Genomic DNA, 26,880 nt, shown 5'->3' on the forward strand with positions numbered 1-26,880 from the left:
GGGATTTCTGTTCCAATCCGATTTATCTTAAGATGCTTACGATTGATTCGTATACATCATCCCAGAATTGTGTATTCTTTTTATATTCATCATGGATTTTATGATGTACTTCTTTTTCTTTTTCAGGGAAAGAAGAATCTTCTTTCGATGGTAAGTCTTTTCTTGTTTCTTCAACGAATTTTTGAACTGTAATGGCTCTAGGACCCCATACATGTTCTTGTTCATGTTTTTCATTTAAAAATACAAAAATTGGTATAGATCTTGCAGTACCATTTGTTAAGTATTGATCAATTAAATTTGTATCTTCATCTCTATGAAATACTTTAACTTCCATATTAGTGTAGTCTGCAATGTTCAATAGTACTGGGATATTCATCATAGCATCCCCACACCAATCTTCAGTGATGACGAGAACTTTATAATTTTTATCTTTTATTTTATCTAAACGTTCATCATTTTTAGGTAATTGAAAAGATTTATAAATTTCAATGAGTTCTTCTTTATTGGTAGTCATATCGTTTAAATATTCTTTAATAGGTTGTGATTGTTCATAATATGTAACTAGTTTTGTCATTTTAATTATCCCCCTTTTTATATACTAAATATTATAACAATTCTGAAATAAATCGCAAAGCAGAATAACTGAAGATTAATTACTCTACAGCATTTTCAAGAATTGAGAAAGTACCTTTATCTACATTTAGTTCAGCCAATGCCCCGTATGGGATAATGCATTTCGGTTCATTATGACCAAAACTTGCATTGTAGAATACTGGCATATCTTCTTGATTCCATTCTTTTAACATTTTAGTCCAAACTTCTTTATATTCTTCATAATAAACATCATCTTGAGGACGACCAATAATTACGCCATTTATTCTTTCGAAAATTCCCATTGAACCAAATGCACGCACGTAATCTTCCATTAACCAAGGTGGAGCGTGGACTTCTGCTGTCTCAATGAACAATATAGCATCATCAAAAGCATCTTTATTTGGAAATACATCTGTTGCTTTTAAAGAATGGAATAATTCCATGCAACCTCCAATTAAACGTCCAGTTGCTTTTCCTTTTCCATTTAAAATTTCATACCCGTTATTATCGAAAGATTCTCTATTGATATCTTTGTTGCTTTCATCCCATTTTAAACCGTATTTTCTAATTTGGGGTGATGTAGGTACATCACCAACTGGCTCGTTTTGGAACCAAGTTTGTTTAATTGAATGAACAGTATAATCATCCATTGCAACATTTTCAGCGAAGTCAGTGAGTAGCAAAGGACCGTAAAAACTGGAAACGCCAGCTTGATAAAACATAAAATGTAACGCAGTTGTATCAGAATACCCACTAAATATTTTAGGATTATTTTTTATTAACTCTAAATCTATATAAGGCCATAAACGAACAGAGTCATCTCCACCTAGAGAACAGATAATTGCTTTAACTTCAGGATCTCTGAGTGCTTGATGTAAATCTTCTGCTCTTTTTTCAGGATGGTTGTATGTAAAATCTGAACCTTTAAGCGCATTTGGCATTACCTTTACTTTCAATCCGAATACATCTTTTAATCTTTCAATACCAACATTAGTTCTCCACATCATATCTTCTTCACCAGCTAAACCAGAAGACAAAGAAACAATCGCTACTGTGTCACCTTTAGAAAGCTTATTTGGCTTGATAAGTTTACTCATATCAAAACCCCCTTATTTATTTGTTGTGCATAGTATATCACACTGATATAACTTGAAATCAAATTTTTCAGATGATAATATGATGTTGTTTGTAGGAAAAGTGTTAAAATTAAATTGAAAACTTGAGATAATAATAAAGGGGAAACAGAATATGGATAAAATCACGTTCCTCAATTATTTAGAGGATGAATTGTCTCGTTTACCGAAGGCGGAAAGAGACAAAATTATGTATGAATATGAGACTAAGTTTTTTGAGGCTCAAAATGAAGAAGAACTTATCCATGAACTTGGCAACCCTAAAGCAATTGCAAAAAAAGTATATGCCAATACTGCTATAACTGATGCAGAAATGGCTCCGAATTTTAAAAATGTTTTTCATGCTATTATGGCAACTCTAGGACTAAGTTTCTTCAACATTTTAATTATCATTACACCATTTCTTTTTATAACATTTATTCTATTAATAGTAGTCTTAATAGGAGCAGTTATGATGTTAGGACCTATTGTAAGTGTTGTGAACATCTTTATTAATGGATTCCATTGGATAGATGTAACGAACATTATGTTTGCTATTTCATTCTTAGGACTCGGATTGATGCTCTTAATTACTGGATTAAAACTTATTGAAGTAAGTTACAAAGGCATATTAAAATATTTAAGATGGTGTATAAAAATCATTAAGAGGAGTGCGGAGTAATGAAAAAACTATTTTTTGTAGGTTTAAGTATTTTTGTAGTTTTTGGATTACTTGGTACTTTTCTATGGTTTTCAGTAAACAAACAGTATGAAAAACAAGAAACATACAAAAAAGTATTTAAAAACAATGAAACGAATCAAATTATAATTAATGCTCAAAATACAGATGTAGATGTAAAAAAGGGGCGTTATTTAGAAATTAATTATGATGGAAAACATAAAGTTAACGCAAATATAGAAAACAATTTACTACATTTTTCTGAGCAAGATAAAAAGCTTACATTTAACGCTAACTTTATTCCTTTTAGAAAAGTTAATAATCATCTTACGATAACGCTTCCTGAAAAAAATTATAATGCATTTAATATCACTACTAATACAGGTAATATCAATATAGAAAATGTTAAGAGTAAAAATAGTAATATTATTACTGGGACAGGTAATATAACGTTTGATCAAGTAGATTTTCAACATGTTAAAGCTATGGCCGATGTTGGGAGTATTGGTATTAAAAACTCCAAATTATATGAATTTAATGGAGAATTGGATACAGGTAATATCACAGTAGATAACTCAGTGTTAAAAAATAATGAAATGATAACTTCAATAGGTAATATCAAAATAATAGATTTGAAAAATGAATGTGATATTAAAGCATCTACTGAAGACGGAAATATACTTATAGATTATAAACATAAACCACAAGATACATTACTTCAATTACATGCTGATTCAGGTAGCACAAAAATAGAAAACAGTGCTTTTCACGGGGAAAAGGTTGGTAATGGTAAAAATGTTATTGAAAGTTATACTGATAACGGTGATATTAAAATTAAATAATAGGCTATATAAAATATAACCTCTAATCCGTTAAATTTAATTTATGGATTAGAGGTTATTTAATTGATGCATTTATTCACTTGCAAATATTATATCTGAATCTAGTTCTCCTGAAACATTTAGTGATTCTAAAGGTTTGCCTTGTAACCAATCATTAAATTTAAAAGTGTGTATATAACCATTTTCACCTAATGCAAATTTAACTTCTAGTTGTTCAGGAATATAAGCAGATGTGTGTATCGTACCTGACCAACTTCTAAAAAGTTTGCTATAAATTTCATAATCAGGGTTATTAAAGTATTCAAAAGCAGTTTCTAAAGATAAATTTTCGTTAGTTATATTTTCAATTCTATTATATCGCTCTACTGATTCTTTTATATAATTTCTATTTTCATGTGTTAATACTTCAAAATGATTCGTACAAAGAATGTTCTCTTTAGTTACTACTGATCTTGGTGTAGCTTCTACAATAATGCTGTTGTTAGATGCATCCATCAAAATGTAACTAAATGAACTTCTATGTGGGATTTCTTTCAACAACGAAACAGCGTCATCAATATTTTTACAACATTCTAAAATAAGACGACCGATCATATAACATACAAATCCATCACCTGGCTTTTTACGATGCATAAAATTATAACCCATCGATAAACCATGTTCATTCATTCCGTCCATTCTTCCAGTTACTCGAGATGTTGGGCCAATTTGTGCGTAACCACCATCAGTAGGTTGGAATAAGCTGAAACGTCCATCATAAGTAGCAGGATTGTAATCATAGTTTCGAACCATAAAGTTTTTACCTAAAAATACAGAACAACCACTATCTTTAGCATAAACTCTATAATGACCGTAATTAAGAAGGACTTGCTCTAAAGGCATTTTTAGAGTATCTTGTATGCCCATCAGTTCCTCCCATATTTGCGGGGCGAATTGCTGATATATTTTTTTCGTTTCATTTATATTTATATCAAATCTAGGTCTTCTAACTCGCCATTCTTTTTCTCTGTTTTCGAGCATTTTAGTAGATTGTAACCACTTAGCTTGCGCAACTCCATAATCGTAGTGGTTTCCTCTAAATTCAAATGTTTGCATACTTACTTGTTGCAAAATCATCACTCCTATTCTTATTCATTTTGCTAGAAAATATTTCATTTGTCACGCAAATAAGTTATAAACCTTAATATTGGTCATAATTAATTAAAGAGATTGTAATAATGTCTTAACCTATGTAATTTTTTACCATGTTATATTTAATTTATCACATATCATTAAGTTATTTAGGAGGTATGTATGATGTGGAATCAAATATATATCTATACAAAAAAGAAATGGAAAGAATGGTACAGAGGTTAACAATTTAATTCAACTAAAATACAACAAGATAAGTATTTTAAACATAAAAAGAAAAATTGAAAATATCTATTATCAGAAAAACACACATTCGTTTAACTAATAAAACGAATGTGTGTTTTTGAGTTAATAATATTAAATTATTACAAGTTATCTGTAACAGGTGCAGATTCAACCTGTTTTTGATCACGCTTTGTTTGGTTTGACCAAAATATTGCAATACTAGGCCCTGTTAATAAGTGTATGAAACTAAATATTGCGCCTGGTACTGCTGATAGTGGATTAAAGTGAGCTGTAGCTAATGAAACAGCTAAGCCAGAATTTTGCATACCAACTTCAATAGAAATTGCTCGTTTATCAGGTCGTCCTAAACCTAATGCTTTGGCTAAAAGATAGCCAATAGTGAGGCCACAAACATTATGTAATAAAACGACACCAAACAATAATAAACCAGTTGCGATAATTTGTGTCTTATTACCTGCAACCACACTTGATAAGATCAATGAAATTGCAATAACTGAAATAATAGGTAAAATATCGACAGATTTCTCTGCTACCGGTCTAAAGAATTTCTGTACAATTACACCTAAAATAATAGGGATTAACACTACTTGAACTACTGAAATGAACATTTCCATAAATGATACTTGCAACCATTCTCTAGCAAATAAGAAAATGAGAGAAGGTGTTACAATTGGTGCAAGTAATGTTGATAATGTAGTAATTGAAACTGATAAAGCGGTATTTGCTTTAGCTAAATAACTAATTACATTAGATGCTGTGCCACCAGGACAACAACCTACTAATATCACACCTAAAGCTATATCTGGACTAAGATTTAAACCTTTAGCAATTAAATAAGCAGTGACAGGCATTACAGTATACTGTAATATAACGCCGATAATTACACTCTTAGGTGATTTAAATACTTCTTTAAAATCATTCGTTGAAATGGTCATACCCATGCCAAACATCACTATACCCAATAAATAAGGGATATAAGGTGCTATTTGAGCGATGGTACCTGGAAAACTAAAACCTAAAATAGCAGCTATTAACATCCAAACGACAAAAGTTTTATTAATAAACTGACTAAATTTCTTTAAATTACTCATAATGAACACCTTCCAAATTATAATAATAATCTGAATATTACCAATAATCAGAAGTTATTTCAATGGTATATTAGAAGAAATATTTAAAAATAAAAATCAAATGAAAATCGATACAATAAATGTTACATTTTATACAAGAATTAAATCGTATTCTATGAATTAGATGTATAATGAGAGTATATCTTTTATGTATAATGCTTATTATGTTATGATGTAAATGGTAGAAAATGATGATAGAGGTGACTTCAATGAACTGTATTAAAGGAATTTTCAAATTCTTTTTCATCTTAATTGCAATTACAACAGTAGCTGTTGGTGCAGGTGTAGCTGTCTTAGCATTTGTATTTAAAAAGGATTTTGAAGATCTAGAACAAAAAACTAAAGAGATAGTTTCAGAAATTGAATCTAATAATTAAAAATGAGGAGAGCAATCACTTAGTATAAGTGATTGCTCTTTTTTATTTAACTACCAAATTTTATTTTAATGCGTTAAAGAATATTAATTAAAATTACACTTTTAAAAATAATAGGGGTAAAGGTATATGAATAAAGTGATTTAAAGAATATTTAAAATTATAATTGAATATTTAGGAGGGGGTGTAATTTTAATATGATCTAATTTTGTTTTTGAGTTCTTTTACGCTTTAATATAAAGAATATAGTAGTAGCTATAGCTATAAAAAGTGTGCTAAAAATATATTTAATTATATGATTGTTTTGTCCTGTATCAGGAAGTGTTTTCTTTTCGGACAAGGCTTTTTTATTTGTATCTTTTTGTTCTGTCTCAGTGGTTTTAGAATTATTTGAAGTTAAATTGTCTTTAACTATAGAAATTTGATAATTATGATTTGTGTTCTGAGTGTTTGATTGCGAATTGTTTAATGAATCAGTTTGGTTAGGGAAATGATTAGTATCATTTGGATTGTTATTAGTAACTATGGCTTGAGGGCTAGTATTATTTGTAATATGGAGTGAAGCTTGCTTGTTATTACTACTATATGTGTAATATTTATCTTCACCAATTTTGATTGTGGACTTAGTGTCTACACCTTGAATTTGTACATTAAATAGAGTGTCTCTTTGGATGTTCGCAGGTATTTCAATTACTACTTGACCATTTTGATTAGTTTTACCTGTAAATTCTTGATTGTTACCTATCAATTTAACTTCTATATTATTTAATTGTTGGTAAGTATTTGATATAACATTAATGCTAATGTTTTGGCTATTTATATTAGAAGGAGTAGAAATAGTATTATGAGATGATGTTAATCTATAGAGTTTATTAGGTTCAACCGTAAATGTTTGTTGATTAGAAGTAGTAAGTACGTAGCTTTTCTTTAAAGATGCATTGGGGATTTGTATAATAGCGAGTCCATCAGATTTAGTTGTTAAAGACTTCGTTTCATTATCTAATTGAAGTTGAAATGTTTCATTAGGAATGGGTTGATTAGTGGAAGTGAGAAATTGAAAAGCAATGGGTGTTTCACTTGTTTCTGCATAGGTTATATTGGATGAATTTAATGTTATACAAATTAAGAAAGTAGTTGTAAAACTTATGAAGAGAAGAAATATCTTCATACACAACCTCCTTTATAATTAATATCACCGGTGATATTTTTATTATGCCATAAACAATCTGGATATGCTAGGATTATTTTATAAAATTTACATAGAATTTTTAACTTATATAAAATCAAGAAATATTGAGTTATAATAAATTATAATATTCACTAAAAGTAAGATGCTTCAGTTTTGCATCAAAGAGCATATAGGAGTAAAATAAACAAAAAGATTTAGATAAATAAAGGGGAGATGTTCTTGTATGATATGTAAAAGCTGTAATCAAGAAATGGTTGACGAACTTCGTATTAACGTACCAGGTACTCTAGTTGATGTAAGGTTAGTTAAAGAAGAAGAAACGGATGACGTCTTGAAAAAAGCGATTGCTGTACCTAAAGCTGCTGTTTGTTTATCGTGCGGTGAAGTAAAATACTACATAGAAGACATCGAATCATTTAAAGAATCATTAAAAAATGAATAGTAATAATTAAAGGGGTAAACCATAAATATAATGGCTTACCCCTTTATGTATAAAATGAAAGTTAAATCTTTTTTATATTTCTTACAGACGCATAACAATGTTCACCATTATTAAAGTAAACAGTGCGATCTTTTGTATCAATTCTATCAACATTTCGACGGTTTATAACAAAGCTGTTATGACATCTAAAAAATCTGTCGTCTAGATTTGTTAGTTCTTTTAGACTGCCGTAAAATTCGATTTGTCTATTATCAAGATGAGCTATTAATCGATGAGATTTAGTTGATGATTCAAAAAACATGACATCATCATATTGGACATATACTGAATTACTACCACGCGTTAATTCTAATTTTTCAACATTAGTATTTTTAGATAACATGCCTAAACGGATATAAGCAGTGTCTAAACAATCAATAACTCGTGTCTTGAGCTGATCAGGGTCATCTTTAAATATAAAATCCATAGCAGCAACTTTATAAACAAACGTTAAATAAGTTAATTCACTATGACTTGTAACAAAGATTATATTACCAATAGGGTCATGTTTTCTAATCTCGCTCGCTAAAGTAATTCCATTTATATCAGCATCTAGTTGGATATCTAAGAAATAACAACCGATATCATTAGAAGTCTTTACATGTTCTAGTAACTCATAAGGATCATTAGTCGCAAGCTCAATAGACATTTCTTTTTCTTCAATCATAATATAATTATTAATGATTGTTTGCATTCGTTCTAATTGTTTTGGGTCATCTTCGCAAATGATAATTTTCATCGTATCACTTCCTCATTATGATCATTTAAAATCTCGAGCTTTTGAATAAAGAATTGATCATTAATATACGTATCTAAAAAAACATTCTCAGTCTTTTCAGTTACTTCTTTTAATGTTGTTAAACCAATACCTCGTTTACGACCTTTTGTAGAAAATTGGTCTTCAAATAACTTATGTACTTTTGGTGTATCTTTAGAACATTTATTCATAAATACGAGTAGCACAGATTCTTCATTTTTAATAAAAGCAATTTGAATAGTAGGTGCATCAACAAACTCAGATGCTTCAATAGCATTATCCATTATGATACCTATACATCTACTCAACTCAACAATATTCATATTGATATGATCAATTTGTTCAGTAACTTCAACACTAATATTAATATTTTGCTCTTGGGATTGAATAATTTTAGTTGTTAGCAAACCTTTAATCTCTCTTACATGCAAGTTCTGTAAGCCATTTATTTTAATCGTATTTAACTTCATATCATCATGTAAATGCGCAATATTTTCATCAAAATATTTGCTTAAACCATCCATATCTTCTTGTCTAATATACTCAGACAAAGTAGCAAGAATATTGATATAATCATGACGAAACTTTCTCATTTCATTATTAATTTGTTCAATTTGTAAGGTATATTTATAATAATGATTAATCTCCTTTTTAGTACGCTGTAAAGCCATTTCTCTGATGACCGTAAAAGAAATTAAAATGACAAAAATTGCCGCCACACAAACATAAATAACATAAAATAAAGTTTGGAACTCAAACTCTTTTTCAGTATCATAGTTCTCAGGCATATAAATATAGAACACAAAAAATGATAGAGCAAGGAACGCAGCTAACAACAGTAAATAAATACGGTTATTATATAAATAACTTAATTTAAGTTTGTTCATTAACATCCTAATTAAAACTGCAATAGAGATAGTTATAAATGAATGGATAATAGTATAACAAATGAAATAATAAGTCATACTATCAACAATATCTATAATATATCTAGTAGTTAAAATTGATAAATAGTCAGAAACTACTGAAATAATAATAACGATTAAAGTATTTATAATGCCGAATAATTTAAATTTATTATAAAAAAATACAAAATTAAAAAGGCATACGTATATTATAGCCCCCATGCCAAACAGATAATAAAAAGAAAGTGAAGGGATTATGAACCCTATAAATAAGATTACATAATCCCTTTTGTTATATCGATAATTCTGTGTGATAGCTAATAAAATTGTAAATAGTACGACCTGTAATAAACCAAAAGGTAAAGATTCTATATTAGAAAGCGAGTCCATATATTACACTTCCTTATTGACAACTTATTGTTTTTCTTTTAATAATTCAGCTGGTACTTCAGTTTCATCTAAAAATGCTGTACACCCTCTGATTACTGCTTTCTCACCGATTGCTGATAAAACGTTAGAAATTGTTTTTGAAAATAATCCTGCTAATAAATTCATGATATTGTTTCCTCCTTTTTATAAAATATAGGTAATAGTGATACAGATTCGAAGATCAATCCCAAACAGATTAATTGTTGATAGGGTTCTTTAACGAATAAAGAAATGATTATCAAAATTGTAGCTGCAATGATTGACCTAAGTTTTAAACCCTTTTTCCACTTACCTAATAGTGGATGTTTTTTAGTTTCCATAGGTGCATATTTCATAATGATTATGTACCCTATGAGCGCTAATGTCAAAAATATCCAATACGGTACGTTTATATTGATGACAATTAGCGGTGTAATCACAAACATTATTAGGCTTTGAATGGTACATAAAAAAGTAGATTTTGCATGCGCACCAAATGCAAAATATCTTATAGCAAAATAACTAAGGTGAACAATAAGTGTATAGAAGAATATATGGCTTAGAAGGGCAGCACCATATATAACAACAGTCTTCATAATATTCCCTACAAATACTTCTAGTCCATACTTTACCTTTAAATAGCTTACATGGTCTAAATTATTTGAATTTTGAAGACTTGTAGCAATTTTATCAATTTGGGTTTGTACTGGTTGATACATAGCGCCCCTCCTCACACTTAATTATAAATCATAATGGTTTACATTTTACTTCTTTTGCCTAACTGTATTATTTCAATGCCCAACTGTTTGAGTTTTTATTTATATTTATATATTAACATATTTTTATTGCAGTTAAGCACGAAATATTACGACTTAGGGAAAACTTTAATTATATTAATTATAATATTATAAAATGATAATGACTAAGTAATAAGGTGAATAAAGGGGGTTCCTTTATGGCAGGTGACATAGTGAACGCTATCAGTAGTATTTTTAAGTGGTTTGTGGCGTTTTTTAGTGATTTATTTGGTTAATTTTCATTTGTTAAAATGTTATGATTATATAAGTTATTAGAGCGTATGCCTTTTGGTATACGTTTTTTATTATAGTTATTCAGTAATTTCATGTAGAATGAAGACAAAGAGATAATTTAGGGAGGAATTATATTTTATGAAAACACAAGGTTATATTGGTAGTTATACAAAAAAGGATGGAAAGGGTATTTATAGATTTGATGTTGATGAAAATGATCAAACTATAGAAAAAGTAGAAGTAGGCTATGAAGTAGAAGCTTCTACATATATTATGCAACATGGTAAATATTTATACGCAGTTAAAAAACAAGGCGATGATTGTGGTGTCGCAAGTTTTCTAATTAATGAAGATAAAAGTTTAACATTTATAAATGATTGCTTAGCTTCAACAGAAGGTACAGGTTGTCATATTTCAATATCTGAAGATGGTAAATTTTTATTTGAAGCAGTATACGGTGCAGGCATAGTAAGATTATATGAACTTAATCCTGAAAATGGGGAAGTCCTTAGATTAATCGATTCATATCATGGTGATGGTAATGGACCTAATAAAGAAAGACAAGATGGTAGCCATATTCATTATGCAATGCAAACACCAGATTTAGACTATATTGTTACAGTTGATTTAGGGGCAGATGTAATAAGAACGTTTAAATACTCTTTAGGCGGATTAGAACTATATGAAACGACGAAATTCCAAGCTGGAAGTGGACCGAGACATTTAGCATTCCATCCTAGTGGCAAATATGCTTATTTAGTTACAGAATTAAGCAATACTATAATTGTATTATCATATGAAAATGGTGTGTTTAGCCCGGTTACTGAACCACAAATGACTATTCCTGATGATTTTGAATTAAATTCACAAATAGCTGCAGTTAGATTAAGTCATGATGGTAGATTCGTATATGCGTCAAATCGTGGTCATAATAGTATTGCTGTATTTAAAATACTAGGTGATGGTGCGAATCTTGAATTAGTTGAAATTGTTTCAAGTGGAGGTACTTGGCCAAGAGACTTTAATATTACTCCAAGTGATTCATTCTTAGTTGTAGCACATGAACATTCTTATAATTTAGTGTTATTCAGTAGAAATAAAGAAACTGGTAAATTAACAGAAATAGAAAATGAACAAAAAGCCGCTGAAGGTGTATGTGTTCAATTTATCTGATTGAAGGTGAATAGAATGAAAATAGCTTTATATCAAATGCATGTAATACCAGGTAAACCTGATGAAAATATAGAAAAAGTTAGTCAATGGTTAGATAGTTTAGCTACAGATATAGATATAGCTGTGTTACCTGAAATGTGGAACACATCATATCGATTAAATGAATTAGAGAACATTGCTGATGTTGATGGGGAAGTGATAATACCTTTTTTAAAAAACAAAGCAAAAGAGGTTAAGAAACATATTATTGCAGGTTCTATTGCTTATAAAAAAGGTGAAGACATTTATAATAGAGCGCTTATTGTAAATAAAGAAGGGAAACTCATTAATACTTACGATAAAGCACATCTCGTTCCAATGTTAAACGAGCATCATTTTTTAACTTCTGGAGAAAAAAAGCCAACTGTATTTCATATAGATGAAATTGAGATGGGTTCTATTATCTGTTATGACTTAAGATTTCCTGAATTATCACGTTCATTAACATTAGAAGATGCTAAAGTCATTTTTGTACCTGCTGAATGGCCAAAATCACGTATTGATCATTGGAAAGCATTATTACAAGCAAGAGCAATTGAAAACCAGATTTACGTAGTAGCATGTAATACTGTAGGTAAATGTGATGATAACGAATTTGGAGGGCATAGTTTAGCATATAGCCCAGACGGTGCACTTATCGACTGTTTGTATGAAGGTGAAGGCACATTAGTTGTTAATTTAGATTTAAATGCCCAAAGCCAAATTAGAGAATCTATTCCTATTTTTAATAGTTTACGAACAGATTTATATTAAAATTAACTAAATAATTTTGAGTACGATATAAAAAACTCTTCATTAGTGATAAAAAATCTAATGAAGAGTTTTTTAATTTTTAAGTGTAATATTGTTAAAAGTAAAAATTTTTATTGATATATTTAAATAAAAGTTTAAAATCAAAATTGTCATATATGCAGCTTTATATAAGGGGGTATTAGATTGTCTGAACAAGTAGATGTAGAATTTAAAAATATAGGCTATGAAATAGAAGGTAGTAAAATTTTAAATAAAGTGAACGGTAAAATATATCAAGGTAAGATTACTACAATTATAGGGCCATCAGGCGCTGGAAAGTCTACTTTATTATCATTTATTAATGCTTTAAACTCTCCAACAGAGGGAGATATTTTTATTGATGGGCATTTAATTAATGAATATGAAGCTATTAAACTAAGAAGAAAAGTGCAACTTGTCTCACAAGAAGCAACAATGATTAATGGTACCGTTAAAGATAATTTAGAACTTCCTTTAACATTACAAAATAGAACTATGACAGATAAAGAAGCTGAAGGATTTTTAAAAGATGTTGACTTACCAATATCATTTTTAAATAAAGATAGTAAAGAATTATCTGGTGGCGAAAAACAAAAATTATCATTAGCTCGCTCTTTAGTTACCAAGCCAAGTGTTATGTTGCTAGATGAAGTAACTTCAGCTCTAGACAGAAGCTCAGTCGAAGCTATTGAATCATTATTAACACTCATTAATAAAAAGCATGATGTTACGATGATTTGGATTACACATGATGTTAACCAAGCAATTCGTATGAGTGATTATATTTGGGTCATGATGAACGGAGAAGTTGTTGAAATTGGTACAAGTGAAGAAATCAGACATACTACAAATAAGAAAGTAAAAAAATTCATAGGAGCTAAAATATAATGAGTATAACTTCTTTGATATTAATGGTAATTTTTATAATTATTCCTATAGTTATTTCTAAATCACTGAAATTAGGTTTAGAAAAAGACACGGTTATCGCTGGTATAAGGTCTTTTATTCAATTATTAATTGTAGGATATATATTACAATTTATTTTTGATAAAGATAATCCAATATTTATGATATTGATGGTCGTATTAATTATAGGTGCAGCAACTCAAAATGCTAGAAAGAAAGGCTTATCTATTCCAGGTATCACTTGGAAATTGTTGTTAGCGTATGTATCGATTGAGTTAATAACACAAGGCATTCTTATTGGTTTGAAAATTATACCACCAACTCCGCAATATGTAATTCCTATAACTGGTATGGTTATTGGTAATGCGATGGTGTTAAGTATTTTATTCTTAAATCGATTTATTTCAGAGATTCAACAAAATGAAAATTTAGTAAAGCTGATACTATCTTTAGGAGGCACACCAAAACAAGCTATTCATAAGCAATTGATGACTTCTATACAAACAAGTGCTATTCCTACAATAGAACAACAGAAGACTATAGGACTCGTACAATTACCTGGAATGATGAGCGGTCAAATTATTGCAGGTGCTGACCCAATTGATGCAGTATTCTTTCAAATCTTAATTGTATTTATATTAATAACATCAGCAGTTACAACGAGTGTAATATTAGGATTTCTATCATATCCAACATTATTTAATAGTAAAAAACAATTAATAGAAAGCCGTTTTGAGTAAATAAGGTAACAAATGATGTAAGACGTGATCTGCGTGCAACATAACGGTCTCCTTATTGGCAAGATTACTGAGAAAAATCCACAAACAATATAGGAGTCAAGTACATTACTATCAATACAAAGAAAGAGGCTGGGACATTATTTATGTCTCAGCCTCTTTCTTTGCCTGGGTAGGACTACGAAATCTTTTTATTAAAATAAGATTTTTGTCCCACTCTTATTTATTTTTTAAACATTGCTCTGACGTATTTCCCTTTACCCTTATAAGGGGGGAAGAGCACGCCTGTTTCTAATTTCGTCGTTTTGAACATAATTCCTTTTTGGTTACTGAATAATTCAAATGATGCTTTTCCATGATAACGACCGATACCAGAGTGTCCTACACCACCGAAAGGCAAGTTATGATTGCCAACATGCATTAACGTATCATTGATGCAACCACCACCAAATGATATACGATTAACAACTTCATCTGTATGATTCTCATCTTCACTAAATAAATATAGAGAAAGTGGTTTAGGTTTATTCTTTATGAATTGTATCGCATCTCCGAATGCATCGTACGACATAATAGGTAGAATTGGTCCAAATATTTCATCTTCCATTAAAACGTCATCAAACTTCACATTATCAACAATTGTAGGTTCTATATAACGATCTGTTACGTTAGTTTCTCCACCATAAACAATTTCGCCATTTGTATTATTAATGAGCGAATTCAGTCTGTTTGCATGTTTCTCATTAACAATTCTGCCAAAATCTTCACTGTTTTTAGCATTTTTAGTATAAAACTCTTGAATAGTTGATTGAATTGCTTTAATGAATTGTTGTTTGATTGATGCGTCAATAATAACATAATCAGGTGCTACACAAGTTTGACCTGCGTTGATAAATTTACCAAAAGCGATTCGTTCTGCTGCAACTTTAATATTAGCTGTTTTATCTACAATAGCTGGACTTTTGCCACCTAATTCTAGCGCAACTGGTATAAGTTGCTTACTCGCTTGTTCATATACAATTTGCCCAACTTTTGTAGAACCTGTAAAGAATATAAAATCAAACGGTTGTTGTAATAATTCTTCTGTTACATTTTGTTCACCAGTTATACAAGATATGTATGAAGCGGGGAATACATCTTCAATTATTTGTTGAATGATTTGACTCACATTAGGCGTAAGTTCAGAAGGTTTAACGACAGCACAGTTTCCTGCTGAAATTGCGCCAATTAATGGTTCCATTACTAATTGGAATGGATAGTTAAAAGGACCGATAATTAAAACCGTTCCATAAGGTTCGTTTACAGTATAACTTTTTGCAGGAAATAAGAATACTGGCGTATTTACGTTTTTCTTGCCAGCCAAGTTCTTGACATCCTTAAGCATCAACGAGATACTTTTGTAAATGTAACCAATTTCTGTTGCATATGATTCAACTGAATTTTTACCTAAATCTTGCTTTAATGCTGCTAATAATTCTGTTTCATGCGATTTAATAGATTTTTTTAATAATCTAAGTTGTTTTTTTCTGAATTTAATATCCTTTGTTATATCGCTATCAAAAAATGATTGAATTGTCTCGAATTGGTTTGCTATAGTCAAAGTTAATATCTCCTTTATAACTTCTATTGTATATATTTTAACAATAGTTATAATTAAAAGCGAAGTCTTTATTTCTAAAAAGTAAAAATTAACAAAAATTTATTAAGAAAAGGTGAACATCATGAAATTTGGTTTTATAGGTACAAATTGGATAACTGATAAATTAATAGAGTGTGGTAGACAAACAGCTACTTTCGAACCTTATGCTGTATATTCTAGAACAGAAGAAAGAGCTAATTATTTTAAAGACAAACATGATTTAAAAGAAATTTTTACAGATTTAAATCAATTTTGTGAATCATCCAATTTTGACGCTGTATATATTGCTTCACCTAATGCATTTCACTTTGAACAAGCAAAGTTGGCAATTGAAAATAACAAACATGTTTTAATAGAAAAACCAGCTACTATCAATGTGGAACAATTTGAAGCATTATCTAAACTCGCACATGAATATAATGTAACTGTTATGGAAGCGATGAAATCAACTGTATTAAAACCATTTTTACAGTTTGCTAAAGCAAATGCAGATATCGGAGAAATACGTTATGCAGATTTTCACTATCATCAATACTCTTCTCGATATGATAAATATAAAGAAGGTATAGTTGAAAATGCTTTTAAACCAGAGTTAGGAAACGGCGCATTAATGGATTTAGGTGTATATGCAGTTGCACCGGCTATCCATTTATTCGGATTCCCTAAAGAAATAAAAGCAACTGGGTTCAAATTAAATACAGGGGCTGATGGCCAAGGTAATGCGATTTTAAATTATGATTCATTCCAAGTCACAATAAGTTATTCTAAAATATGTGATCGACCAAGTCCTTCTGAAATCATTGGAGAAGATGGTTATGTAACTATAAATAAGATAAGTGCTCCTACTGTTATAAATGTATTTAATAAAGATGGTTCAATAAAAGATACTTATAGCGATAGTGATGATTATACAATGAAAGAAGAAATAGAAGAGTTTATAAAATGTATTGAAAATAATAAAACAGAGTCTTCTATTAATACACACCAAAGAACGATAGACACTTTGAAAGTATTAGATGAAATTAGAAATCAAGTAGGGGTTCAATTTAATGACTAAAAAAGTCATAATAACCGTTAGTATTATTATCATTATATTAATTGTTATTGCTACAACTGTGCCGTTTAAACAAGAACCATCATCTACTACAAGAGTTGTTGTGGATCACTTTAATCATAAATATGCTTTTCCAAACTGTTATGATTATGAAGCAGCATCAAATTATATTGATGAAGTTACATTCAAAGATGCAAAAGACCTTGGTTATCCACCAATGAATAAATGTACAGAACAAGAAGCTAAACCAAAACATAAAACACTTTTGAAAAGATTAATAGAAAGTACTGATATATAAGTGGTGAGACATTAGTTTCTAGATTGAAAAAGCCTCCTAATCCGTTAGATTTTTAATTAATGGATTAGGAGGCTTTTTACTTAAATTATTATTTCTTTAATACGTCGTGTGTGCTTTGGTCTTTGTCCATAACGTCTTTTACATATGGACATACAGGGTCTATAACTTTGCCTTCGTTTCGGGCCTTGTCAATAACAGTGTCTACTAACTTTCTAGCTGTTCCTTGTCCACGTAGTGACGGGTCTACAAACGTGTGATCAACTACGAGAACATTACCATCTGAATCATGATACGTGATTTCAGCATCAAATTGATCTTCTGATTCTCCAACATAGAACTTGTTCGTACCTTGTTTAATTTCCATTGCAAACACACTCCTTATAAAAGTTATTTACCTAAAACATCATCAATTGGTGGTACTACTTGCTTCTTACGTGATACCACGCCAGCTAATAATGCTTGGTTGTTTTCTAACTTAGTACTGAATGCTTTTTCAACAGCTTGTTGTTCTTTACCTAGAGCAATAACTGTTGAATCACTATTTAGTATATCAGTGATGATGAATACAAATAAATCATACTGCTCATTAGCAATGATTTTATTGATTTCATTTTCAACATCTTCTTTGATTTCTAATACTTCATTAACATCAACTGTGTTAACTTGAGCAACTCTAACAACTTTATCATCCATATTGAAAGATTTAGCATCCATATTTAATAGGAATTCTGGTGATTTACCTTTAACAGATGCACCAGCTTTAAGCATCTCTAGACCATATTCATTTAAATCAACATTGGCAATTTTCGCTAATGCTTCACTTGCTTTAATATCTTCTTCAGTACATGTAGGAGATTTAAATAATAAAGTGTCTGAAATAATTGCTGAAATCATTAAACCAGCAATTTCTGGTTTGATTTCGATGTTATGTTCTTCATACATTTTTTTAAGGATTGTCGTTGTACACCCAACAGGCTCTGCTCTGTAGTATAAAGGTGCAGCTGTTTCAAAATTGCTAATTCTGTGATGATCAACCACCATAGTAACTGTAGCGTCTGCAATATCATCAGCACTTTGTTGGAATTCATTGTGATCAACTAGGATAACTTCTCTATCTTTTACAGAAGTTTCTAATAGTGATGGTGCTTCTACTTTGAAGTAATCTAAAGCGAATTGTGTTTCGTCAGATACTTCTCCTAATCTTACTGCTTCTACATCATTACCTAATTCTTTTTGTAAGTCTTGCATTACTAAAGCTGAAGCAATAGTATCTGTGTCAGGATTTTTATGTCCAAAAATTAATGTATTTACCAATGTGAATTCTCCTTTTACTATCATTATTCTAATATTTATTTTAACACGAACGAAACGTCTATTCTACAACAGCGCCTAGACTATTTTCAAAATGTGTAAGCGCCCAATCATGCCCAGCTTGATTGAAAGATGCCACGCAATTTTTTGCAATATAAATTTGATAATTAAGGTTGTAAGCATCGACAGCAGTATGTAAAACACAAATATCAGTACATACGCCAACAATTTCTATTGTATCAATATTGCGCTCTCTTAAAAGGCTATCTAAATTAGTTCCATAAAATGCGCTATATCTAGTTTTATCAATCCAAAATACATTTTTTTGATTTTTAATTTGTTCATATTGAGGTTTTAATGATTGATATAAATCGCGACCTTCAGTACCTACGATATTGTGTGGCGGAAATAATTTAGTTTCAGGATGATAAGGGTCGTCTTTATGATGATAATCCATTAAATAGAAAATATTTTCGTCATTTTTATTATATGAGTCAATTTTACTAAATATATTGTTTTCGATTACTTGTCCCGGCTCACCACAAGTTAAGTTACCATTTTCTGCTACGAAATCATTTGAATAATCCACTACTATTAATGCTTTCTTCAAAATAATATCCCCCTAATTGTTTATATTTAATAATCGGTGTACTATGTTTATAAGAAAAGTATACGCTAAATCAAGGTGGTTTTGAAGTTATGACTAGAATAATTAATGTTGCAAATTATGGTGCCAAAGGTAAATGTGGCGTTCTAGATACTTTAGGGATTCAACTCGCTTTATTTGAAGCGAGAAAAGGGCCAGTAACTGTTTATATACCTAAAGGTGAGTACCACATTTTATATGAACTTGTGATTTATCGTAATACAAATCTTATATTACACGATGATGCTACACTAATAAGAAAATCTCCTAGCGCTATGTTGAAAAATGGACACAGTTTTAAGAAATATTATGGTTATGAAGGACATGGCAATATTAATATAATTGGTGGCACTTTTGATGCATATGGTCATACTAATAATACAAATAACACGATTATGTCGATAGGTCATGCTAATAATATTCAGATTCATGATGTCACGTTTAAAAATGTTGTAGGGGGACACGCTATTGATGCCTGTGGATTGGATGGATTTTATGTGACGAATAGTCATTTTCTAGGTTTTAGAGATGATAGTGGCACAAGATCTTTCAGTGAAGCTATCCAAATTGATATACAAACAGAAGGAGCATTCCCTAAATTTGGTGCAACAGATGGTACGGTTACAAAGAATGTAATAATAGAAAATTGTTATTTTGGAAATTCCGGAGATATGAATATGTCTGCATGGAATAGAGCTATTGGGTCACATGCAAGTATGTATGGTTGCTTTTATGAAAACATACATATACAAAATAATAGATTTGATGGGTTGGGAGATTATGCAGTAACAATGCTTAAATCAAAAGAAACTACGATTACAAATAACTACTTTGTTAATTGTGAGGGGGGCATTCGTTATTTAGCAGTGCCAACAGGTAAGTATTCTATGGATATCAATAAAGTAGATAAAGGTGCACAGTCTGGTTCCACATTGTTAATAGGTAACAATAAGTTTGAAAATATTAAATCAAAACAAAGTATTCTTATAAAAAGTTATGAAAAAGCAATCAATAAAGATATTTATATTTATGATAATAAATTCATTGATAAAATATCTGATAAAATTCAATTTATTAACGCCTCAGATATCTATTTGTATAATAATTTTAATTTATCGCAAATTAAACAAAAAAATGTAGAGCGACTTAATGAAATTATAAAAGGAACTGAAAATAAATAATATTAAGATATAAAAAATGCTCACAATCCCAAGGTTGTGAGCACTTTTTTATATCATTTAATTCTATATGTAAAATCTATATATCTTTATTAAAATTACCTAACACGTTAACTTTGAAATCTAATGTTTTTAATATTGTAATTACTTTCTTCATTTCTACGTCATCAGCGCTACAATCAGCTTGCACGAAGAAGTGATACATGCCTAATTTTGTTTTTAAAGGACGTGATTCAATCCATGATAAGTTAATGTTAAATAAAGCGAATGTATTTAAAATGCTTGCTAATAAGCCTGGTTTGTCTTCATCAGGTGTTATAAGTAAGATGCTATCTGTCGCTTTTTCAACTCGTTTTTGTTCAGAGGAAAGCACTAAAAATCTAGTTGTGTTATGTGGATAGTCTTCAATATGTGTTGCTAATGCGATAACATCATTGCGATCTTTTTCTAACCCCATTGGTGCAATTGCTCCAGTGTGTTCATCTATTTCATCTAAACTTTGCACAGTACTGTTTGAGTAACGATATTTAAATTGATGTTTTGTTATAAATTTTGATGTTTGATTAATAGCAGGGGCAATTGATACAACTTCTTTAATATCTTCTAAATTTGTACCTTCTTTAACGTATAGTGAAAAAGCTATGTCTAAATGTAGTTCATCGATAACATGAACTTTTTGTTCTGTTAGTGTATCAGCAATAATATTAATTGTACCTTCTATTGAATTTTCAATAGGGGCAATAGCTATACTATCTTTATCTGATTCAATTGCCTTTACAACTTCATATAAGTTAGATTGTGGTATGTAATCAGTAATATTTTCATTTTTATAATTTAATGCTGCCATATGTGAGAATGTCCCAGTAGGACCTAGATAGTATAATTTCATAAAATTCTTCCTTTCTAATGAAATGGACATTTATTGCCTTTCTTTTTATATAAAAAATTTGGACTTCTTGTTTCATTATCATATCCTTTATGATAATTATGTACAAGAGATGGTGACAATGGTGGGGCAAGCCAGCTCCATTTCCCAGTAACTTTACGATTTTTATTTTCTTCATTTTCTTCAAATTTCTTGAACTGTTTTGATGCTGTGTAATGGTCAACTATGGATACACCAGCTTCTTTAAATGAATGGTAAACAGCATAATTAAATTCAACTAATGCTCTATCTCTCCAATAACTTGTGGTCTTAGTAATATCAAGGTTTAATGCATTAGCAATATCTTTTAGCTTGTCGTAACGATATTCATCAGTAAAATTACGTACGCCAATTTCCGTCTCCATATACCAACCGTTAAAAGGAGCGGTGTGATAATAAAGGCCACCGATTTCTAAATCCATATTTGAAATGATTGGAACAGCGTACCATTTTAAGCCGAGTTGCTCTAAAAGGGGATACTCATCATGTTTAATAAGTATTTCTTTTATGAGATTGTCTTTATAAATATGATAATTTAATGGTTGTTGTTTATAACGATATATTAAAGGTAATAAATCAAAATCAGTGTGATCACTTTTCCAATTTAAATGTTCAGCTAATTGAGTAATATTTTTTGATTTTGGATCACCCTTATTTTCGTAACCTGCATATCTAATGAGTTGTTCATTTTTAATTTCAAAGTCATTTGAATAAATACTAATTAATGGTCTGATTTTTCCGTTGTTGGTAGCTATTTCAATATGATTTTCTATAGAGTGGACAAAATCTATTTCATTATCAATAAAGCGCATGTCTCTAACATTTAATTTATCCCAAAACAGTCTTCCAATACATCTATTAGAGTTTCTCCACGCAACTTTAGCACCGTATATTAACTCATCTGTTGTATGTTTATAAGTGTTTGTTTCATTTATTTCATTGATTATTTGTTGGATTCTTTTCTTTGTTTCTTCGTTATCGATATTTAATTCTTGATGCATAGATTTAATAAAAGCAGTCGCTTTTTCCTGTAACATATTAACACCTCTATGTTCTAGTATAAGCGACTGCATATTTTTAACAATATTTGATTTATGACAATTTACCAATTTTTTATATCGTTTCGTTCACCTTTAAAATTTCCTGATTTTTTATGACGTTCAGATAGTACTTCTTTTACTTCTTCTATTGATACGCCTCTATCATGAAGTAAGACAAATAGGTGATACAATACATCGGCCACCTCATTTTTAAGTTCTTCATTATCTTGTTTCATTGAAGCAATGACAACTTCAAATGATTCTTCGCCAAACTTTTTAGTGATTTTTTCAATACCTTCATTTAATAAATATTGTGTATAAGATTGAGAACGGTTTGATTGAACACTTTCTTGAATAGTTTCTTCTAAAGATTCTATAGAAAAAGGCTCATCGGTATTAAAGCAACTTTGCGAACCTGTGTGGCACGTCGGACCATCTGGGTTAACTTGAATTAAAAGTGTATCATCATCACAGTCTAAATTTATGTCTATCACATGTTGAATATGATTTGATGATTCACCTTTTTTCCAAAGGCGTTCTTTACTTCTTGAATAAAACCAACAAACTTTATCTTGAACTGTTAAATTAAAAGCTTCCTCATTCATATAGCCAAGCATCAACACTTGTCCTGTTTTATAATGTTGCAATATAGCTGGTAGTAATCCTTTAGAAAAATCTGGGGAAAGGTTATTCATCTCACGTCAACTCCTTCTTTTGCTAAATGAGATTTAACAGCTTGAACTGTCGTTTCTTTATCATGAAAAATACTTGCTGCTAAACCAGCTGATACATCAGTTTGTTTGAATAAATCTACAAAGTGTTGACTGTTTCCGCCACCACCTGAAGCGATGATAGGTATAGAAACATGTTTCTTAATCTCGCTAAGCAAAGTATGGTCAAAACCTTGTTTAACACCATCATAATCCATACTTGTGACTAATAGTTCACCTGCACCTAAAGATTCAACTTCTTCAACCCAATCTAACACACGTTCATCAGTTCTTTTCTTTCCACCATGTGTATAACAATACCAATCTTGTTTATCATCTTCCCATTTAGCATCAATAGCTATACAAATGCATTGCTTTCCAAATTTTTCACTTGCTTCTTTAATAAAAGATGGATTGTTAAGAGCGCTAGAATTTAGTGAAATTTTATCAGCGCCATGGTTAAGTAGTGATGATATATCATCTATAGTACTTATACCGCCACCGATTGTTAAAGGAATGAATAACTTAGATGCAGTTTCAGAAATAATATCTAACATCATTTGATGTCCATTTTCAGTTTTAGAAATATCTAAAAAGACAAGTTCATCTGCAGCTTCGTTATTATAGTATTCAGCTAACTCAACAGGGTTGCCGATATCTCTTAAACCTTTAAATTGAATGCCTTTAACGACACGCCCATCTTTTACGTCTAAGCATGGGATTATTCTTTTCTTTATCATGAAATGCCCTCCCAAAATGAATCTGTATTTGCTGCTTTTCCGACAATCGCTGCGTGAACATTTAATCTTTCTAGTTGTTCAATGTCTTGTTTGCTACGAATACCACCAGAAGCAATAATTGGTATATTAGTCGAGGTTACGAGACGCCCAGTGAGTTCAAAGTTAGGACCTGATAATTTACCGTCTTTAGAAATGTCTGTATAAATAATGCCACCTAGTGGTAAGCCATCAATTTGCGTAATAAATTCAAATAAATTGATACCGGCATCGTCAATCCATCCATTTAATTTAATTTCTTCAACATAAGCATCAACAGATAAGTAAATTTTGCCCGGATATCTATGCGCAATTTCAGATAGCCAATTTATATCGCTTATACCTTTAGTACCTACAATAATGTATTCAATCCCTTTATCGAAATAGGCGTCTATCGTTTCAAGTGTTCGAATGCCACCGCCAACTTCTATAGGTAAATCTGTTAAATGTACGAGTTGTTCTATGTAGTCTGATTCAGTAGGTTGTTGATTTTTTGCACCAATTAAATCTATTACGTGAATTCTAGACACGCTTTTGAATTGTGAGTAAAATTTAATTGCTTCTTCAGCTGTTCTATTCATAGATTCTTTAGAGTCATATTTTCCTTCTGTAAGTCTTACATTTGTTGAATCAATTAAGTCAATTGCTGGCCAAATTTCAATCATGTAAAAAACCTTCCTTCAAAGCTTTGTCTAGTATTTTTAGTCCAAAATCACCGCTTTTTTCTGGGTGAAATTGTATACCGATAATATTTTCTTTTTGAACAATCGCTGTTATAGATTGACCATAATCGGCTGTCGCTACAATAGGTAAATCAGTTGTTACATGGTAAGAATGAATAAAGTAAACATCTTTATTTAGTAATGGATGAGTACTCTGTAAAGTGTTCCAACCTAAATGTGGAACAGGGTAGGGACTGCTAATAGGAACAACTTTGCCTTCTAGTAATCCTAGTCCTTTAGTTGAACCTTCTTCACTAAATTCAAATAACACTTGCATACCTAAGCAAATACCTATAATACGATGACTATCTTTAATGTCGTGAATTACATGATCAAGTCCACTTTTTTGAAGTTGCAACATCGCGTCTTTAAAATGCCCAACGCCTGGTAATATAACGTGAGTACTTGATTTAATCATTTTTTCATCTGATGTTAGTACAGCATCGTAACCTAAATTTAGCAATGCGCGTTCTATATTTTTAATATTACCTAAACCATAATCGATTATCGCAATCATTCGATCACACCTTTAGAAGAAGGGATACCTTCATAATCATTTGCACTTAAAGAAATCTTAAGACTTCTAGCAAATGCTTTAAAGATACCTTCTATTTCGTGGTGTGTATTTCCTCCTCTTAATAAATCAATGTGGGTCGTAAGACGAGCATTAATGACAAGTCCTCTAAAAAATTCTTCAACAAGTTCAGTATCAAATGTACCAACTTTTTCTCTTGAGAATTCAGCATTGAAAGATAAATAAGGACGACCACTAATATCAGTTACAGCACGCGCTAATGTTTCATCCATCGGGATATAGAATGAACCATATCTTGCAAATGACTGCTTATCTTTAATAGCTTCAAGTAATAATTGTCCGATAACTATGCCGATGTCTTCAACAGTATGGTGGTCATCTACGTAAGTATCTCCATCTACTTCTATGTTTAATGAGATACCACTGTGGAAGCTAAACAAAGTTAACATATGGTCTAAAAACCCTACACCGGTATTAATATTTGTTTCGGTATTTTCAAAAGATAATTCGATATCAATATTAGTTTCTTTAGTTGTTCTTTTCTTGCGATAAGTCATATGATTTCCTCCAGTCAATTACAATTTGTTCTAATTCATTCAATTGGTGTTCAGTAGCGATAGAATAACGTACAGTATGTGACATTCTATTGTCACCATAAAATCTAGGGAAGAATCCGTTACTGTAAATGTATTCTCCTAAATCATTTGCTAAGTCACCATACGTTAATACAAAGTTTGTCTTAGAAGGTATAACATGGATGATATCACTCACATGTTCTTCAAATATATCGCGCAATTGTATGCTTAAATTTCTCTGTCTGTTTATTAACGATTGAACCCGATCTGTATCATCAAATAAAGACTTAGCGATCTGTAAAGTAAGTGTATTTAAAGGATATGGATGAGCAATACTATTTAATTTTTGGATAGTCTTTTCAGTAGAAATGACAATTCCTACTCTTAAGCCTGCTAATGCAAAAGCTTTACTCAAAGTTCTCATTTGAATGACGTGGTCCTCTAAGTCAATTACATATGCATCACCAAAATCTAAATATGCTTCGTCAATTACAAAATATCCTCCGATTTCTTTCATAAGTTGAGAGATCTCGTTTAAAAATTGTTCAGGATACTGTATGCCTGAAGGATTGTGAGGGACACTCATTATGAAAAATGCTGGTTTAATGCGTCTAATTTCATTTAAGATTTTATATAAAGAAAACGTGAAATCAGGTTCTGCATCAACATAATAAATAGGTCGTTTAATTTGTTGAGCGTACGCAGTATACATAAAGAAATCTGGATTTAAAGTTAGAACAGGACCTTCAGGTAGAGCAATCATACATTTTTGAATCCACTCATCGGAACCATTAGCTGCAGAAATCTGATTAGGAGATAATCCATAAAAGTTAGCATAAGATTCAAGAAATGCATCATACTCTTCATCTGGATAGAAATTAAATTCTGATGAAGCAATAATTTCTTTTAATTTTTCTGACTCCATAGCAGGTATGGGGCTTTCATTTTTATTAATCCTTATCATAT

Annotated in this window: 32 protein-coding genes; 11 read left to right on the forward strand and 21 right to left on the reverse strand. The window is 30.5% G+C overall.

Translation table 11 applies throughout. The features are described 5' to 3' along the window. Positions 1 to 22: 22 nt before the first annotated feature. Positions 23 to 574 carry a thioredoxin family protein gene (locus LQ688_RS09285; protein ID WP_016999103.1) on the reverse strand — a complete coding sequence of 184 codons (552 nt, stop codon included), beginning with the start codon at positions 572 to 574 and terminating at the stop codon, positions 23 to 25. 79 nt (positions 575 to 653) lie between these two features. After that, entirely contained in the window at positions 654 to 1,691 is a 1,038-nt protein-coding gene (locus LQ688_RS09290; protein WP_216683571.1) for a S66 family peptidase, read from the reverse strand. Between the two features lie 151 nt (positions 1,692 to 1,842). On the opposite strand from LQ688_RS09290, the gene LQ688_RS09295 reads away from it, so the two are divergent. Together LQ688_RS09295 and LQ688_RS09300 are read left to right on the forward strand one after the other, a co-directional pair. Beyond that, positions 1,843 to 2,388 (forward strand): HAAS signaling domain-containing protein, encoded by a 546-nt coding sequence (locus LQ688_RS09295; RefSeq protein WP_239752741.1) that lies wholly within the window; start codon positions 1,843 to 1,845, stop codon positions 2,386 to 2,388. Beyond that, the gene (locus LQ688_RS09300) at positions 2,388 to 3,227 is read left to right on the forward strand and encodes a DUF4097 family beta strand repeat-containing protein (protein ID WP_016999100.1); all 840 of its coding nucleotides are present in this window, start codon (positions 2,388 to 2,390) and stop codon (positions 3,225 to 3,227) included. Before LQ688_RS09295 ends, LQ688_RS09300 begins: the two co-directional genes overlap by 1 nt. 72 nt (positions 3,228 to 3,299) lie before the next feature. Here LQ688_RS09300 and LQ688_RS09305 read toward each other — a convergent pair whose 3' ends face one another. After that, a complete protein-coding gene (locus LQ688_RS09305; RefSeq protein WP_016999099.1) occupies positions 3,300 to 4,337 on the reverse strand; it encodes a C45 family autoproteolytic acyltransferase/hydrolase in 1,038 nt (345 codons plus the stop codon). Positions 4,338 to 4,723: 386 nt separating this feature from the next. Further along, positions 4,724 to 5,695, reverse strand: coding sequence for a bile acid:sodium symporter family protein (locus tag LQ688_RS09310; RefSeq protein WP_194200041.1), 972 nt, complete (start codon positions 5,693 to 5,695; stop codon positions 4,724 to 4,726). 248 nt (positions 5,696 to 5,943) lie between these two features. On the opposite strand from LQ688_RS09310, the gene LQ688_RS09315 reads away from it, so the two are divergent. After that, the gene (locus tag LQ688_RS09315; protein ID WP_016999097.1) at positions 5,944 to 6,111 is read left to right on the forward strand and encodes a hypothetical protein; all 168 of its coding nucleotides are present in this window, start codon (positions 5,944 to 5,946) and stop codon (positions 6,109 to 6,111) included. 199 nt (positions 6,112 to 6,310) lie between these two features. Here LQ688_RS09315 and LQ688_RS09320 read toward each other — a convergent pair whose 3' ends face one another. Beyond that, entirely contained in the window at positions 6,311 to 7,276 is a 966-nt protein-coding gene (locus LQ688_RS09320; RefSeq protein WP_239752742.1) for an LPXTG cell wall anchor domain-containing protein, read from the reverse strand. Positions 7,277 to 7,520: 244 nt separating this feature from the next. Between LQ688_RS09320 and LQ688_RS09325 the strand changes: the two genes are divergently transcribed. Next, a complete protein-coding gene (locus tag LQ688_RS09325; protein WP_016999095.1) occupies positions 7,521 to 7,739 on the forward strand; it encodes a hypothetical protein in 219 nt (72 codons plus the stop codon). Between the two features lie 61 nt (positions 7,740 to 7,800). Here LQ688_RS09325 and agrA read toward each other — a convergent pair whose 3' ends face one another. Genes agrA through LQ688_RS09345 form a run of 4 tightly spaced genes read right to left on the reverse strand, consistent with a single transcriptional unit; the run spans position 7,801 to position 10,567 of the window. Then, positions 7,801 to 8,517, reverse strand: coding sequence for a quorum-sensing response regulator AgrA (agrA, locus tag LQ688_RS09330; RefSeq protein WP_016999094.1), 717 nt, complete (start codon positions 8,515 to 8,517; stop codon positions 7,801 to 7,803). Then, the gene (gene agrC / locus LQ688_RS09335) at positions 8,514 to 9,830 is read right to left on the reverse strand and encodes a quorum-sensing sensor histidine kinase AgrC (RefSeq protein ID WP_016999093.1); all 1,317 of its coding nucleotides are present in this window, start codon (positions 9,828 to 9,830) and stop codon (positions 8,514 to 8,516) included. Before agrC ends, agrA begins: the two co-directional genes overlap by 4 nt. 24 nt (positions 9,831 to 9,854) lie before the next feature. Beyond that, entirely contained in the window at positions 9,855 to 9,995 is a 141-nt protein-coding gene (agrD, locus tag LQ688_RS09340; RefSeq protein WP_016999092.1) for a cyclic lactone autoinducer peptide AgrD, read from the reverse strand. Beyond that, entirely contained in the window at positions 9,992 to 10,567 is a 576-nt protein-coding gene (locus tag LQ688_RS09345; protein ID WP_016999091.1) for an accessory gene regulator AgrB, read from the reverse strand. The genes agrD and LQ688_RS09345 overlap by 4 nt, the downstream gene beginning before the upstream one ends. A gap of 450 nt (positions 10,568 to 11,017) precedes the next feature. Between LQ688_RS09345 and pglS the strand changes: the two genes are divergently transcribed. The 4 genes from pglS (at position 11,018) to LQ688_RS09365 (ending at position 14,508) form a co-directional block, all read left to right on the forward strand. Beyond that, positions 11,018 to 12,052 carry a 6-phosphogluconolactonase gene (gene pglS, locus LQ688_RS09350; protein ID WP_016999090.1) on the forward strand — a complete coding sequence of 345 codons (1,035 nt, stop codon included), beginning with the start codon at positions 11,018 to 11,020 and terminating at the stop codon, positions 12,050 to 12,052. A gap of 15 nt (positions 12,053 to 12,067) precedes the next feature. After that, positions 12,068 to 12,844, forward strand: coding sequence for a carbon-nitrogen family hydrolase (locus tag LQ688_RS09355; protein ID WP_016999089.1), 777 nt, complete (start codon positions 12,068 to 12,070; stop codon positions 12,842 to 12,844). Between the two features lie 183 nt (positions 12,845 to 13,027). Further along, positions 13,028 to 13,750, forward strand: a complete 723-nt coding sequence (locus tag LQ688_RS09360) for an ABC transporter ATP-binding protein (protein WP_064204940.1) — start codon at positions 13,028 to 13,030, stop codon at positions 13,748 to 13,750. Then, on the forward strand, positions 13,750 to 14,508 hold the full coding sequence (locus LQ688_RS09365; protein ID WP_016999087.1) for an ABC transporter permease: 759 nt from the start codon (positions 13,750 to 13,752) through the stop codon (positions 14,506 to 14,508). Before LQ688_RS09360 ends, LQ688_RS09365 begins: the two co-directional genes overlap by 1 nt. Positions 14,509 to 14,728: 220 nt before the next feature. Here LQ688_RS09365 and LQ688_RS09370 read toward each other — a convergent pair whose 3' ends face one another. Beyond that, the gene (locus LQ688_RS09370; RefSeq protein WP_135021527.1) at positions 14,729 to 16,105 is read right to left on the reverse strand and encodes an aldehyde dehydrogenase; all 1,377 of its coding nucleotides are present in this window, start codon (positions 16,103 to 16,105) and stop codon (positions 14,729 to 14,731) included. A gap of 121 nt (positions 16,106 to 16,226) precedes the next feature. On the opposite strand from LQ688_RS09370, the gene LQ688_RS09375 reads away from it, so the two are divergent. Together LQ688_RS09375 and LQ688_RS09380 are read left to right on the forward strand one after the other, a co-directional pair. After that, positions 16,227 to 17,201, forward strand: a complete 975-nt coding sequence (locus LQ688_RS09375; RefSeq protein ID WP_064205136.1) for a Gfo/Idh/MocA family protein — start codon at positions 16,227 to 16,229, stop codon at positions 17,199 to 17,201. Next, a complete protein-coding gene (locus tag LQ688_RS09380; RefSeq protein WP_239752743.1) occupies positions 17,194 to 17,496 on the forward strand; it encodes a hypothetical protein in 303 nt (100 codons plus the stop codon). The genes LQ688_RS09375 and LQ688_RS09380 overlap by 8 nt, the downstream gene beginning before the upstream one ends. A gap of 88 nt (positions 17,497 to 17,584) precedes the next feature. On the opposite strand, the gene LQ688_RS09385 is transcribed toward LQ688_RS09380, so the two are convergent. From LQ688_RS09385 to LQ688_RS09395, 3 genes are read right to left on the reverse strand one after another with little or no spacing between them, the layout of a single operon-like run. After that, positions 17,585 to 17,860 (reverse strand): GNAT family N-acetyltransferase, encoded by a 276-nt coding sequence (locus LQ688_RS09385; RefSeq protein WP_016999083.1) that lies wholly within the window; start codon positions 17,858 to 17,860, stop codon positions 17,585 to 17,587. 23 nt (positions 17,861 to 17,883) lie between these two features. Beyond that, positions 17,884 to 18,810, reverse strand: a complete 927-nt coding sequence (locus tag LQ688_RS09390; protein WP_016999082.1) for a manganese-dependent inorganic pyrophosphatase — start codon at positions 18,808 to 18,810, stop codon at positions 17,884 to 17,886. 58 nt (positions 18,811 to 18,868) lie between these two features. Continuing rightward, positions 18,869 to 19,420: a cysteine hydrolase family protein gene (locus LQ688_RS09395; RefSeq protein ID WP_239752756.1), complete on the reverse strand. Its 552-nt coding sequence runs from the start codon at positions 19,418 to 19,420 to the stop codon at positions 18,869 to 18,871. Positions 19,421 to 19,506: 86 nt separating this feature from the next. Between LQ688_RS09395 and LQ688_RS09400 the strand changes: the two genes are divergently transcribed. After that, positions 19,507 to 20,634: a glycosyl hydrolase family 28-related protein gene (locus LQ688_RS09400; RefSeq protein ID WP_064205133.1), complete on the forward strand. Its 1,128-nt coding sequence runs from the start codon at positions 19,507 to 19,509 to the stop codon at positions 20,632 to 20,634. Positions 20,635 to 20,710: 76 nt separating this feature from the next. Here LQ688_RS09400 and LQ688_RS09405 read toward each other — a convergent pair whose 3' ends face one another. The 8 genes from LQ688_RS09405 to LQ688_RS09440 all read right to left on the reverse strand — a co-directional run bounded on the left by LQ688_RS09405 (position 20,711) and on the right by LQ688_RS09440 (position 26,878). After that, complete coding sequence (locus tag LQ688_RS09405; protein ID WP_016999079.1) at positions 20,711 to 21,520, reverse strand: prephenate dehydratase; 810 nt, start codon at positions 21,518 to 21,520, stop codon at positions 20,711 to 20,713. A gap of 14 nt (positions 21,521 to 21,534) precedes the next feature. Next, positions 21,535 to 22,593, reverse strand: coding sequence for a nitric oxide synthase oxygenase (locus LQ688_RS09410; protein ID WP_064205132.1), 1,059 nt, complete (start codon positions 22,591 to 22,593; stop codon positions 21,535 to 21,537). A gap of 65 nt (positions 22,594 to 22,658) precedes the next feature. Then, a complete protein-coding gene (gene hisIE, locus LQ688_RS09415; protein ID WP_064205131.1) occupies positions 22,659 to 23,291 on the reverse strand; it encodes a bifunctional phosphoribosyl-AMP cyclohydrolase/phosphoribosyl-ATP diphosphatase HisIE in 633 nt (210 codons plus the stop codon). Further along, complete coding sequence (gene hisF / locus LQ688_RS09420) at positions 23,288 to 24,046, reverse strand: imidazole glycerol phosphate synthase subunit HisF (RefSeq protein ID WP_239752744.1); 759 nt, start codon at positions 24,044 to 24,046, stop codon at positions 23,288 to 23,290. Before hisF ends, hisIE begins: the two co-directional genes overlap by 4 nt. Further along, positions 24,043 to 24,747: a 1-(5-phosphoribosyl)-5-((5-phosphoribosylamino)methylideneamino)imidazole-4-carboxamide isomerase gene (gene hisA / locus LQ688_RS09425; RefSeq protein WP_016999075.1), complete on the reverse strand. Its 705-nt coding sequence runs from the start codon at positions 24,745 to 24,747 to the stop codon at positions 24,043 to 24,045. Before hisA ends, hisF begins: the two co-directional genes overlap by 4 nt. Continuing rightward, positions 24,740 to 25,321: an imidazole glycerol phosphate synthase subunit HisH gene (gene hisH, locus LQ688_RS09430; protein WP_239752745.1), complete on the reverse strand. Its 582-nt coding sequence runs from the start codon at positions 25,319 to 25,321 to the stop codon at positions 24,740 to 24,742. The genes hisA and hisH overlap by 8 nt, the downstream gene beginning before the upstream one ends. After that, entirely contained in the window at positions 25,318 to 25,896 is a 579-nt protein-coding gene (hisB, locus tag LQ688_RS09435; protein WP_016999073.1) for an imidazoleglycerol-phosphate dehydratase HisB, read from the reverse strand. The genes hisH and hisB overlap by 4 nt, the downstream gene beginning before the upstream one ends. Beyond that, entirely contained in the window at positions 25,868 to 26,878 is a 1,011-nt protein-coding gene (locus LQ688_RS09440; RefSeq protein ID WP_135032125.1) for a pyridoxal phosphate-dependent aminotransferase, read from the reverse strand. Before LQ688_RS09440 ends, hisB begins: the two co-directional genes overlap by 29 nt. Positions 26,879 to 26,880 lie beyond the last annotated feature (2 nt).

Origin of the sequence: Mammaliicoccus sp. J-M40, from assembly GCF_022386395.1 — a bacterium.
GTDB classification, from domain to species: domain Bacteria; phylum Bacillota; class Bacilli; order Staphylococcales; family Staphylococcaceae; genus Mammaliicoccus; species Mammaliicoccus lentus.

Coding starts and splice junctions, on each gene's coding strand:
- LQ688_RS09405 (WP_016999079.1), bottom strand. CDS start 21,520: ATGAAATTATACTATCTAGGTCCTACTGGGACATTCTCACATATGGCA.
- LQ688_RS09290 (WP_216683571.1), bottom strand. CDS start 1,691: ATGAGTAAACTTATCAAGCCAAATAAGCTTTCTAAAGGTGACACAGTA.
- LQ688_RS09320 (WP_239752742.1), bottom strand. CDS start 7,276: ATGAAGATATTTCTTCTCTTCATAAGTTTTACAACTACTTTCTTAATT.
- LQ688_RS09375 (WP_064205136.1), top strand. CDS start 16,227: ATGAAATTTGGTTTTATAGGTACAAATTGGATAACTGATAAATTAATA.
- LQ688_RS09400 (WP_064205133.1), top strand. CDS start 19,507: ATGACTAGAATAATTAATGTTGCAAATTATGGTGCCAAAGGTAAATGT.
- pglS (WP_016999090.1), top strand. CDS start 11,018: ATGAAAACACAAGGTTATATTGGTAGTTATACAAAAAAGGATGGAAAG.
- LQ688_RS09345 (WP_016999091.1), bottom strand. CDS start 10,567: ATGTATCAACCAGTACAAACCCAAATTGATAAAATTGCTACAAGTCTT.
- hisH (WP_239752745.1), bottom strand. CDS start 25,321: ATGATTGCGATAATCGATTATGGTTTAGGTAATATTAAAAATATAGAA.
- LQ688_RS09315 (WP_016999097.1), top strand. CDS start 5,944: ATGAACTGTATTAAAGGAATTTTCAAATTCTTTTTCATCTTAATTGCA.
- LQ688_RS09310 (WP_194200041.1), bottom strand. CDS start 5,695: ATGAGTAATTTAAAGAAATTTAGTCAGTTTATTAATAAAACTTTTGTC.
- LQ688_RS09385 (WP_016999083.1), bottom strand. CDS start 17,860: ATGGAAATTAAACAAGGTACGAACAAGTTCTATGTTGGAGAATCAGAA.
- LQ688_RS09295 (WP_239752741.1), top strand. CDS start 1,843: ATGGATAAAATCACGTTCCTCAATTATTTAGAGGATGAATTGTCTCGT.
- LQ688_RS09410 (WP_064205132.1), bottom strand. CDS start 22,593: ATGTTACAGGAAAAAGCGACTGCTTTTATTAAATCTATGCATCAAGAA.
- agrC (WP_016999093.1), bottom strand. CDS start 9,830: ATGGACTCGCTTTCTAATATAGAATCTTTACCTTTTGGTTTATTACAG.
- hisB (WP_016999073.1), bottom strand. CDS start 25,896: ATGACTTATCGCAAGAAAAGAACAACTAAAGAAACTAATATTGATATC.
- agrA (WP_016999094.1), bottom strand. CDS start 8,517: ATGAAAATTATCATTTGCGAAGATGACCCAAAACAATTAGAACGAATG.
- LQ688_RS09300 (WP_016999100.1), top strand. CDS start 2,388: ATGAAAAAACTATTTTTTGTAGGTTTAAGTATTTTTGTAGTTTTTGGA.
- LQ688_RS09365 (WP_016999087.1), top strand. CDS start 13,750: ATGAGTATAACTTCTTTGATATTAATGGTAATTTTTATAATTATTCCT.
- LQ688_RS09325 (WP_016999095.1), top strand. CDS start 7,521: ATGATATGTAAAAGCTGTAATCAAGAAATGGTTGACGAACTTCGTATT.
- hisF (WP_239752744.1), bottom strand. CDS start 24,046: ATGATAAAGAAAAGAATAATCCCATGCTTAGACGTAAAAGATGGGCGT.
- hisA (WP_016999075.1), bottom strand. CDS start 24,747: ATGATTGAAATTTGGCCAGCAATTGACTTAATTGATTCAACAAATGTA.
- LQ688_RS09355 (WP_016999089.1), top strand. CDS start 12,068: ATGAAAATAGCTTTATATCAAATGCATGTAATACCAGGTAAACCTGAT.
- LQ688_RS09285 (WP_016999103.1), bottom strand. CDS start 574: ATGACAAAACTAGTTACATATTATGAACAATCACAACCTATTAAAGAA.
- agrD (WP_016999092.1), bottom strand. CDS start 9,995: ATGAATTTATTAGCAGGATTATTTTCAAAAACAATTTCTAACGTTTTA.
- LQ688_RS09380 (WP_239752743.1), top strand. CDS start 17,194: ATGACTAAAAAAGTCATAATAACCGTTAGTATTATTATCATTATATTA.
- LQ688_RS09440 (WP_135032125.1), bottom strand. CDS start 26,878: ATGATAAGGATTAATAAAAATGAAAGCCCCATACCTGCTATGGAGTCA.
- hisIE (WP_064205131.1), bottom strand. CDS start 23,291: ATGAATAACCTTTCCCCAGATTTTTCTAAAGGATTACTACCAGCTATA.